At 37.8% G+C, this 10469-nt stretch carries 12 protein-coding genes; 6 read left to right on the top strand and 6 right to left on the bottom strand.

All coding sequences use genetic code 11. The features are described from left to right. Both RLO81_RS03140 and RLO81_RS03135 read left to right on the top strand, forming a co-directional pair. Nucleotides 1-485: hypothetical protein (locus RLO81_RS03140; protein WP_350107108.1), on the top strand; the 485-nt coding region annotated here is incomplete at its 5' end. Further along, nucleotides 482-670 (top strand): hypothetical protein, encoded by a 189-nt coding sequence (locus RLO81_RS03135; protein ID WP_350107106.1) that lies wholly within the window; start codon nt 482-484, stop codon nt 668-670. The genes RLO81_RS03140 and RLO81_RS03135, both read left to right, overlap by 4 nt. Nucleotides 671-842: 172 nt before the next feature. On the opposite strand, the gene RLO81_RS03130 is transcribed toward RLO81_RS03135, so the two are convergent. Continuing rightward, the gene (locus RLO81_RS03130; protein ID WP_350107103.1) at nt 843-2243 is read right to left on the bottom strand and encodes an MBL fold metallo-hydrolase RNA specificity domain-containing protein; all 1401 of its coding nucleotides are present in this window, start codon (nt 2241-2243) and stop codon (nt 843-845) included. A 3-nt stretch (nt 2244-2246) separates the two neighbouring features. Then, nucleotides 2247-3008: a universal stress protein gene (locus RLO81_RS03125; protein ID WP_350107100.1), complete on the bottom strand. Its 762-nt coding sequence runs from the start codon at nt 3006-3008 to the stop codon at nt 2247-2249. A gap of 104 nt (nt 3009-3112) precedes the next feature. Here RLO81_RS03125 and RLO81_RS03120 point away from each other — a divergent pair, with 104 nt between their 5' ends. Continuing rightward, complete coding sequence (locus RLO81_RS03120) at nt 3113-3925, top strand: hypothetical protein (RefSeq protein WP_350107097.1); 813 nt, start codon at nt 3113-3115, stop codon at nt 3923-3925. On the opposite strand, the gene RLO81_RS03115 is transcribed toward RLO81_RS03120, so the two are convergent. The 3 genes from RLO81_RS03115 to RLO81_RS03105 all read right to left on the bottom strand — a co-directional run bounded on the left by RLO81_RS03115 (nt 3922) and on the right by RLO81_RS03105 (nt 7777). Next, nucleotides 3922-4551: a deoxynucleoside kinase gene (locus RLO81_RS03115; RefSeq protein ID WP_350107095.1), complete on the bottom strand. Its 630-nt coding sequence runs from the start codon at nt 4549-4551 to the stop codon at nt 3922-3924. The two genes, RLO81_RS03120 and RLO81_RS03115, sit on opposite strands and share 4 nt — an antisense overlap. A gap of 239 nt (nt 4552-4790) precedes the next feature. Next, nucleotides 4791-7196, bottom strand: coding sequence for a TonB-dependent receptor (locus RLO81_RS03110; protein WP_350107092.1), 2406 nt, complete (start codon nt 7194-7196; stop codon nt 4791-4793). A gap of 62 nt (nt 7197-7258) precedes the next feature. Then, a complete protein-coding gene (locus RLO81_RS03105) occupies nt 7259-7777 on the bottom strand; it encodes a hypothetical protein (RefSeq protein ID WP_350107089.1) in 519 nt (172 codons plus the stop codon). A gap of 101 nt (nt 7778-7878) precedes the next feature. On the opposite strand from RLO81_RS03105, the gene RLO81_RS03100 reads away from it, so the two are divergent. Further along, nucleotides 7879-8838 carry a YheT family hydrolase gene (locus tag RLO81_RS03100; RefSeq protein ID WP_350107086.1) on the top strand — a complete coding sequence of 320 codons (960 nt, stop codon included), beginning with the start codon at nt 7879-7881 and terminating at the stop codon, nt 8836-8838. Here RLO81_RS03100 and RLO81_RS03095 read toward each other — a convergent pair. Then, nucleotides 8835-9032, bottom strand: a complete 198-nt coding sequence (locus RLO81_RS03095; RefSeq protein WP_350107083.1) for a YwbE family protein — start codon at nt 9030-9032, stop codon at nt 8835-8837. The two genes, RLO81_RS03100 and RLO81_RS03095, sit on opposite strands and share 4 nt — an antisense overlap. A 42-nt stretch (nt 9033-9074) precedes the next feature. Here RLO81_RS03095 and RLO81_RS03090 point away from each other — a divergent pair, with 42 nt between their 5' ends. Beyond that, nucleotides 9075-9563, top strand: a complete 489-nt coding sequence (locus RLO81_RS03090; protein ID WP_350107079.1) for a hypothetical protein — start codon at nt 9075-9077, stop codon at nt 9561-9563. Next, a partial coding sequence (locus tag RLO81_RS03085; protein WP_350107076.1) for a serine hydrolase domain-containing protein occupies nt 9560-10469 on the top strand: 910 nt, incomplete at its 3' end. The genes RLO81_RS03090 and RLO81_RS03085, both read left to right, overlap by 4 nt.

Here is a 10469-nt window from a genome sequence, read left to right as displayed (position 1 = left end):
TATCATTGAACGGAAATGATTTGGAATATCAACTTCTGTGGGATGAAATATTAAGTACGCTTATTTATCAACCTACCAATAAACTAACTATTGACCACCAGTTTGTTTATATTGATGAACCCATGAAACTACAGGTGCGTGGTAATGGTTTACCGGAAGTACTGATCGACAGCACAAGGCTGACTTTCAGGCAACATGAGTTTGTAAGTGACAGGTGGCAAGCTACCATTTGGCCAAACAGGAAAGGTTGGAATAGCATAGAGCTGGAGAATGAGCAAATTAATTGGCTGTATATTTTCGGGCCTAATGATTGGATCCCGATGACAAACTACCACACACTCGTTGTTAACCAATCTTATTTTGATTCTAAAAATAATTATTCAGCCACTCAGAAAAATAGTAGGAAAATGATATCCAAATGGTGGTTCTTATTGTTGTTTCTATTAAGTATGGGATATTTGTGGCTAGAGCCCAAACTAAGATGAATAGGAATAAAAAAATCTTTATTGTATTTGCACTTATTTTTTTCGGTATAATGGTTTATGTCAGTTATGATATATCCTCTAAAACCACATTCCCAGGCTCAAAACCACAATTAAAAGAACGTATTCAGGATGAAATCCTGGAAAAGGATAGTACCAAGAATATTGATTCAGATACTATTAAGTAATTCCAAAATCCATTCGTCATGGTATTTGGTCATTTATCGGTAAAAAGGTGGTTTGGTCGGTTATGGTTTAGCAGTTAAGGTATTAGTTATTACATTAGAATCATAAGCCAACTATAGACAACGATTTGCCCCCTGAAGCTAGGTTCTTCACGGGGCATTTTGTTTTTAGGAGTTATATACCCCTGAAGAGGTCAAACGATTCCAAATAGTTAGGCACATATACATTATCCCACTGCTTTTCAATTCTTAGATGATGAGCCAACGCCAACGAACTTTCTGCTTCACCGTGCACAATAAATGTCATTTTAGGAGAAGAAGTTAGATGATCCAGCCATTGATGTAACTCACTCATATCTGCATGTGCCGATAATCCTGAAACAATGTCGACATGGCATTTAACTTCGACATCAATACCAAAAATTCTACTTGTTGGTTCACCTTCCAGAATACGCCTTCCGCGTGTACCTTCTGCCTGATATCCTACAAATAGGAGTGTGTCATTCTTCCTGCCCAGACGATGAAACAAGTGATGCAAAATTCTTCCACCTGTGCACATACCGCTGGCAGATATAATAATTGCATTAGAAGTGATGTCATTTAATATCACAGATGACTCCTGAGATCGGTAATAATGCACCGTTGGGTAATCAAAAAGCCCGTTTCCTTTAAATTCAGATGCAGTAAGTGTATGATAATCAGGGTATTTGCTATATAGATTGGTTGCACTAATGGCCATAGGACTATCAATATAAATAGAGACATTTGGTATGCTTCCATCACTTTGTAATTTTTGCAAGTAATAAAGTATAATCTGCGTTCTGCCTACAGCAAAGGAAGGAATAAGTATGCATCCACCTTCTTTCAGACCTTTGTTCACCTTTTCCTTTAACTGTTCTTCAACGTTTGTAATTTCGTTATTTCTGTCGCCATACGTTGATTCTACAAATAAAACATCAGTTTCATTGACGGTTTCAGGAGAAGCGAGAAGGGGCTGATTGAATCTGCCTAAATCGCCAGAGAGCACCACTTTCTTTGTCATATTAGTGCCATTTATAAGAAGCTCAACAAACGCACTACCTAGAATATGGCCAGCATTTCTAAATGTAACCTGAACATTATCATGTATTCTGAAGTCCTGGTCATAACCAACAGTAGTAACCAGTGATAGTGCTTGTTCGGCATTTTCTGTTGTAAAAAGTGGTTCTGGGTTTGCATGCTTAGAATATCCTTTTTTCTTTGCGAATTCAGCTTCTTCTTCTTGAAGTTTGGCCGCATCTAACAGCAGAATTTCTAATAGACCAGCAGTTGCTTCTGTACAATATATAAGACCATTAAAACCTTGTTTAACCAATCTCGGCAGGTACCCAGAATGATCGATATGAGCATGAGTTAATACTACGGCATCGATAGTCGTAACGTCATGCGGAAACTCATCCCAGTTTCTTAGTCGGTAAGGTTTAAGTCCCTGAAACAATCCACAATCTACTAAAAAAGTGAAATCATCAATTTCAAATAAGTACTTCGACCCAGTTACTGTTTGTGCTGCACCTAAGAATTTTACTCGAACGTTCATTTATTAAGCGTGAAATGAGAATATAGGCATGCTTTCAGTTTCATTGATGATCGCCTGGCTAAGTGTATGAGCCAGTTTTGTTGTTTTTCGAGGCATAATTGCCAATAAATCAACGCCTTTATCCTTCATATGCCTTTGTATCCCTTTCACTATGTCGGTTTCTTCCACCACAAAAAATGCATGGTTAATGTCTTCAAAAATAGTATGTAATTCTATGGCTTCATCGCCTTCTTCTGTATCTAATACTGTATTGCCAGATACATGAAGTAAATGCAATTCCGCATTTAAATGATCGGCTAAATCGCGGAGAGATTCCAGGTTTTCTTCCCTAACTATATCTTTGAAGTCTGAAGAGAAGGCTATTTTTTTAAAATTGAAATCAACAGATGCGTCAGGTATTAAGAAAACAGGGCATGCAGCAGTTTGAATTACCTGTGCAGCATTGCTGCCGTAGTAACGTGATGAGTGATGAGAACCTCTAAGCCCCATAACTAACAAATCATGGGACTTACTTAATTTCTCAATTTCTTCTGAAATAATACCATCAACATAGGTAATTTCGGAATGCAATTCGTCATTGAGCAGTTTTTTTATTTCATTTATCACTTGATTTTTAAACTCATTTCTCATTCTTAATTCCGAAGAAAAGACATGAACTACGGTAATTTGTGCATCAAATTCTGCAGCAAGCTTATTAGCAAAGGCGAGTGCTTGTTTGGCACCACTAGAGGCATCAACCGCACAAAGTATTTTCTTTAATTTCATATTGTAAATTTAAATTTTGAACTTTTATAATATAGTGAGGTTTATCAGTTATTGGAATGATTTAGTAAATATTTCAATGACTATTGTTAATTATTTATAACTTAATGTTTAAACATTTAGTAGTATTGAAAAACCTTCATATTTTAAGTATCCTACTGTTATTTTATTCATGTAATAGCGACACAGGGGATCCAGTTCCTACTCTTGACTGTGATTCTTCAGATTTGGAGCTTACACTAATTGCTACTACAAATGCCACCAGCTGTAGCGCTAGTGATGGTACTATCGATGTAGATATTACAGGTGGTGTAGAACCTTATCAGATTCAACTTAGAAGAAATGCTATAGAAAATACATTTATAGATGGTTTGAGTCCAGGGTTCTATGATATTCAAGTAATTGATTCTAATGGATGTACCGATGATTTAAATATATTAATTAATGCAGACGGGTCTGATTTGAGCATAGATGAGATAATTACCACCACTTCAGGGTGTAATACGGCCAACGGTTCCATTGAAATTACGGCCAATGGAATTGGTTTAACGTATATTTTGGATGGGGTAGAAAGTACAAACAATGTGTTTAACCAATTATCTCAAGGCAGTTATTCAATACAGGTAATTGATGAATCTGGCTGTAAGGTATCTTCTGATGCTGAGGTTCTTTCTGGCGTTTCATGGTCAAGTCAGGTAGAAACAATTATTCAAACCAATTGTGCTATTAATACTTGTCATGATGGAAGCAGGGCTTCACTTCCTGATTATAATGTGTTATCGAATGTTCAGAACAGGGCAGATGTTATTAGAAGTAGAACTCAGAGTGGCAATATGCCACCAGCTGGTCGGCCCGATTTATCTCAGGATGAAATAGATTTGATTGCCTGTTGGGTAGATGATGGAGCGCTTGATAACTAACTGAATAAGCCGTTAACCTCTACGTCAATTCTATTTACAATTTGAGAAAAGTCTTCTGGTTTGTTCACGAAATCAGTGTTATTCATGTCTATGATCAATAGCTTGCTATCTTTATAACCATCAATCCAGCTCTCGTAACGCCTGTTCAGATTTTTTAAATAATCAATTCTAATGGCCTCTTCGTATGTTCTGCCGCGCTTCTCAATCTGAGCGACTAGCTTAGGGATATCCGCCTTTAAGTAAATAAGCAAGTCCGGTGCTTGCACATGCTGTATCATAGAATCAAAAAGTGTCAAATAGCAGCGATAGTCTCGCTCATTCATCAACTTAGACTCATATAAGTTCGAGGCAAAAATAAAGGCATCTTCGTAAATAGTTCTATCCTGAATGGTAGAGGTCTCACTTTCCCTGATTCTCTTAATTTGATTGAACCTGCTATTTAAGAAATACACTTGCAAGTGAAACGACCAGCGTTTCATATCTTCATAGAAGTCCTCCAAATAAGGGTTATCTTCCACAGATTCCATTTCTGCCTTCCAACCAAATTGTTTGGCTAGCATGGCTGCTAAAGTTGTTTTACCACATCCAATGTTTCCGCAAATAGCTACGTGCAAACTGTTATTCATAGCAAACAAAACTAATACAAATTGATGTTGGTATTGGGTTAGTTAGATTAAATTTTGAGTAGAATCCGCTGTAAATATAAAAAGGACCACCCCTGATCCTTTTTAATTTTTAACCTAACCTCTTTAGGAGCGCTTACTTCCAAAAGAGAACAAACTATATGAAGTAGTTTTTACCCTACGCATGCAAAGCTAAATTCTTAAACCGTGGTTGCGTAGGGTATCTTATTATCAGTTTATTACTAATTAAGTCGAGCTCTTAATGCTAAGATAAAGTTCCTTCCCGGAGCTGAAACACCTGAACTGTAAGGTCTATATCTCTGATCCGTTATGTTCTCTAAACCAGCAGTAACAGTCAGCTTATCAGACACAGGGAACATCGCCTTCAAGTTTAATGTGTACCATGAAGGTGCATTGGTATTACCTTCAGAGTCTTTCGCATAAATTTCATCCTTTGCTCGTTCTTCTACCGCCAGGTCATTATGACTAATTTCACCTTGATAAGAAGCATAAAACTCCAGTTTTAACTTGTCATGATTAAACTTTAATCGTGAAGTCCCAAAAAGCGGAGCGGCATGTCTGGAGCTACTTGTAGAGCCATCATCCAGTTCTTCTTCGCCTTGCTGATAGTTTAAGTCAGTAATGAATTGGAAATGGTCAGACAAACTTAACTCTACACCTGCCTGTATACCGTATACTCTGGCTTGTGCTGCATTCTGTATAGCTTGTACCTGGCTCAGCTCACCTTGATATATAATGGAATCATTGCCATTTAACGTAAAGTTTCTTCGAACCAAAGCATTATCTAATAGTGTGTAATAGGCCGTTAAATCAATTTTGGCAACTTCTCCAATCTTAGCAGCGACTCCCACATCAAAATTATAAGCATATTCTGCTGTTAAATCAGGATTAGGAACTGTAATGGCTCCCGGCTCAGAATCGAATATTTTGCCTATATCATCTACATTAGGTGCTCTGAAGGCTGTTCCAAAATTTGAGCTGATTACCCAATTGTCATTGGGCCTGTAAACAGCACCTAAACTCCCAGTGAGTGAGCCTTCTTCTAACTTAGCATTGTTAAATGGGAAGTTGAAAAAACGCTGATCGAATGAAGCATCAATTATAAACTGATTATAGCGCAACCCTGCTTGCAAAGATAATTCATCAAATACCCTAAATTGTTCATTCACATACACACCAATAGATTGCCATGTTGCCAAAGGATAACGCGATGAACTAGCTGAGTTGGCATCTGAACGTATGTCAGTTTCCAAGCCAGTAGACTCCACATCATTAGAAACATACTCAATTCCATAATTGATTGTGTGCTGCTCCCCTAGGCTCTTCAACAAGTCAATATTTACAGAATAGGCATCTACCATTTCCACCTGGGTAGTTCGTGTGGTACTGTTTAAGGACCTGTCAATCCTGCTTTCTTCTAATTTTTGATACGCCACACGGATATTAACCTTATCGTACATTGTAGTTAATCCCTGATGAGTTACAACCAGGTTGTTCATCATCCATTTCTGTGGGCCATAATCCCATTCTGCATACCTGGCCGTACCATTTCTCACTCGATTGTGCCTGTCGTACCTGCCATAAGAGGAAGTTTCAGAAAGGTGAAAACCATATAGTATATCCCACTGGGCATTCGGTTTAAATCTCACTTTCTGCATCAGGTTAATTTGAGAGTATGCAGTAGGAATCTGCAATAGAGGATCATCCTGAGTAATTATCACATCCGTAGAATCCTGCCTTTGAACGTAATACGGTTTTAAATAATCGTCAGGCCCGTCACTTCCTTGTTTTAAGTGATCATAATCCCATGAGCTAAAACTGGAAACAAAAGCCCATTTATTCCAACCCACATTCACATCTAAATGTCCCGTTCGTTCGTTGTTAGCACTTGAAGTTCGTACTACGGCATTGCCAGTCACTTCCACTTCGTCACTTTCAGATAATTGAGGTGTAAGTGTTTGAAAGCTCATTACACCGCCAATGGCATCGCTACCATAAATAACAGATCCAGGTCCAAAAAACACCTCGGTACTTTCCAAAGCAAAAGGATCGAGGTTAATTACATTCTGAATATTTCCACCTCTGAAGATGGCAGTATTCATCCTAACACCGTCTAAAGTATACAATAAACGATTGGTTGCAAACCCCCTGATCATTGGGCTACCACCACCTTGCTGACTTTTCTGGATAAATACTTTGCCCGAAACATTGAGTAAGTCAGCAGCTGTTTGTGGGTTTTGTAGTGCAATTTCCTCAGTTGGTATCGAAACAATTTTAGTAGGGGTTTCACTACTAGACAGTTCCCATTTAGTCGCAGATATTACTATTTCATCCATAGAAAGAGTGGATGGTTTCATCGTTACATCAAAACCCATTAATGCCAACTCTTCATAATTGGTATAAACAGTTTTGAATCCTATATAGCGGATTTCTATTTTTTTAGAGCCTTTTAGCTGACTTATGTCTGCCTGCCCATTTTCATCGGTAGTAATAAATTCATTAGGTGATTTACTGGCTACAGTTGCAAGCTCTACCGGATTGCCCGCATTGTCTTTTACAGTGAGCAATTGTGCATTCACTGCAAATTGCACTGCTAAAAATAGCCATGTGCATACGATGTATTTCATGAAATAGATAATTTTCCGAGTGTTACTCCATGGTTTAAAATGATTTTAACTGATATCTAAAATCAACTAAGTGGCGGGGGTGTGTTGGGAGTAGAATGAATAGATTGATAATGAATGGATATTAGATCAAAATTGATTGCCCCTCTGGTACAAAAAACGTTTAAAACAGGATTGTATGGTAGTGTATATGTTAGTAACTTTTGAAGTTTAATGCACTCATCTTCAGCACTTTGATGTTTTTGTTTAGCCAGAGAACCAAGTAGTTGATTTAACGAAGATTCTTCAGTATCCGGCCAACACCAATAGTTTATTTTTTCTCCATTCACTTCCGTGTAGATCACATCAAACATGGCGCCATTTAATTCAAACTCTTTGGAATGTTCCCATTTTAGCTTTTTAGATGCTTCTTGTTTAGAAAGGGTAACTAATGTGAGTTGGTCTTTAGGTAAGGATCGCATCAGTTTATGCTTAATCTCCCGCTTAACTTGATGCTTTTTCAATAAAACCATCGTCTCCATCATAGTAAACGGAGCAATCAGCAGCACTGAAACAAATAGAATAAGGAGATTTCTAACCTTCATATATCAACGTGAAGGTACAGGAATTGATGGGTAGGGTCAAAAAATATTATTTATTTGGTAAAAATCCATGTTGTTAGGAACAACTGCTTTTTATTTGCGCTATGCCGTTAGTAAAATCCAGTTACAAACCTCCATTTTGGATGCGAAATGGGCACATAGCCACCATTATCCCTAGCACCTTTCGAAAGGTAGAAGGTGTACAATATTCTAGAGAGCGTATCGATACACCGGATGATGATTTTTTAGACCTGGATTGGATAAATAATGGAAATGATTCTTTAGTAATTATTTCGCATGGTTTAGAAGGTAGTAGCAACCGGCCTTATATGCTCGGCATGGCCAAATACATGTCGGAAAATAAGTTGGATGTGTTAGCATGGAACTGTAGAAGTTGCAGTGGGGAGATTAACAGACAAGCCAGATTTTACCATCACGGAGCAACAGAAGATCTGGAAACAGTGATAGATCATGTTTTAAAGACTTCTGATTACCAATCCATTGTATTAGTTGGTTTTAGCATGGGTGGAAGCCTTACCATTAAATATTTAGGAGAAAGCGATAGTAGACCAGATGTTGTGAAAGCAGGTATTGCATTTTCAATTCCAGTAAGCCTTAAATCGAGTGTTGATCAACTAACTAATTCAAAAACAGGATTTTATAAAAGGAGATTTCTCAGAAAGCTGGAAGAAAAAGTAAAACTCAAAGCAGAAACCTACCCAGGCTTAGTAGAGTACAATGGCTTTGATGATATAAAAGAATTTGAAGACTTTGATAACAAATACACAGCACCCATTCATGGTTTTAAAGATGCTCATGATTTCTACAAGCGGGCCAGTGCGGGGAACTTCTTACCTCAAGTTTCGGTACCACTCCTTATTTGCAATGCTGTAAATGATCCATTTCTGGGAGAGCCGTGCTATCCTTACGATTTATGTGAGCGTACTGAAAACCTATATTTAGAAACTCCAAAGTATGGAGGACATGTAGGCTTTCAATTACCTAAAGGAGTATATAATTATATGGAAAAGCGCGCTTTGAAGTTTGTAAAAGAGAAGGTTTAGTCCTCCAATATTTCTTTTACTCTACCAACTTGTCCATCTTCTAACCGGACTTTAATACCATGATGGTGTGTGGGTGATTTAGTCAGTAAATCTTTTACTACTCCTTCAGTTAGTTTACCTGATCGCTGGTCTTTTTTTAGCACGATGGCCACTTTTAATCCGGGTTTGATATTTTCTCTTCGGGTTCCGCTCACAATGGTTGAATATTTTTAATTTAGACGTAAATATATCCAGTTATGAATCGATTATCATCATTTATCCTAATTGCCATTTTATTTGCATGTGAAAGCAAAAAATCATCTGAAAATGTAGAAGAAAAAACTCAGTTGCCATTGAATAAACAGCTCGTTGGCACTTGGCAGAATTTAGCCTTACATGTGACTATGAAAAGAGATTCTTCAGATTCAGTAATGGTTGTACCTGAAGGTAAGTGGGAGGAGATTTTGAAGATTAAACCTATTGAAACTACATTTCGAGAAGAAGGCACCTATACATCGATATATAAATCGCTTAGTGGACAAGTTATGATGACAACTGAAGGTACTTGGAGTATAGATGCAGACACATTGATGATGACGCAAAATGGCATTACAAATAGCTATCATACCACAATCGAAGAAAATGTGGTTACTTTTAAAGGTGTGTTGGATTGGGATGAAGATGGGGAGAATGATGATTACTATGAAGGCACTCAAGAAAAGATAAGTACTAAAGAAGGAATATGAACAAAATACTTAGAAACGTAATTCTGCTAGCGTTAGCTGGTATTCTCATTTATGGACTAAACTATGCTTACAGGGCAATTCCAATAATTAGTGGCTACGGTGCCAAGAATTTATGTTCCTGTGTGTTTGTGTCAGGCAGAGATGTTGAAGATGTTAAAGCCAATGAATTAAAAGTAAACCCTCTGTTAGCGGCTGGTAATTTTGAGGTTAACTGGGCAGATAGTTCGGCTACGGGAGATGTTTTTGGACTTGTTAAGAAGAAAGCCATTTACAGAAAAGGCCTGGGGTGTACGCTTCTATCTGAACTATCAGAAGAAGAAGTAAGAAGTCAAAAGTACTCTTTAAGAACTATAAACCAACCTGCTGATACTCTTTACTGGCCTTACGGTACCCAGTTACAAGATACAGTATTCTCTAATGTTGACTATACCAAGCTCAACCAGGCATTGGAAAATGCATTTAAGGAGAATGACCCCGAAGTAAAAGTAAATACAAGGGGAGTAGTTGTGGTGTACAAAGGCACAATTATAGGCGAAAAATATGCTGAGAATTTCAATGAACAAACTCCTCAAATGGGCTGGTCAATGACAAAAAGTGTGACGGCCACATTGATTGGAATGCTGGCGAAAGATGGTAAACTCGATATTAACCAGCCAGCACCAGTTGCATTATGGAAAGATGATAGAAGTAAAATTACTGTAGATCAACTTTTACGAATGAGTAGTGGGTTGGAATGGGAAGAAGTATACAGCGGACCAAGTTCAGCAGTGAGTATGCTCTACGAAAAAGCCGATATGGGCGGATATGCAGGGTCAAAACCCTTACAGTACCAACCAGATGAAGTTTGGTATTATTCCAGCGGCACATCAAACATCTTAGCCAAAATAGTTCGTGAGAAAGTAGGAG

It is taken from the genome of Fulvivirga sp. (assembly GCF_040220315.1).
Classification (GTDB): Bacteria; Bacteroidota; Bacteroidia; order Cytophagales; family Cyclobacteriaceae; genus Fulvivirga.
The sequence above is the reverse complement of the archived record's forward strand: the minus strand, read 5'-3'. Positions and strand labels throughout refer to the sequence as shown.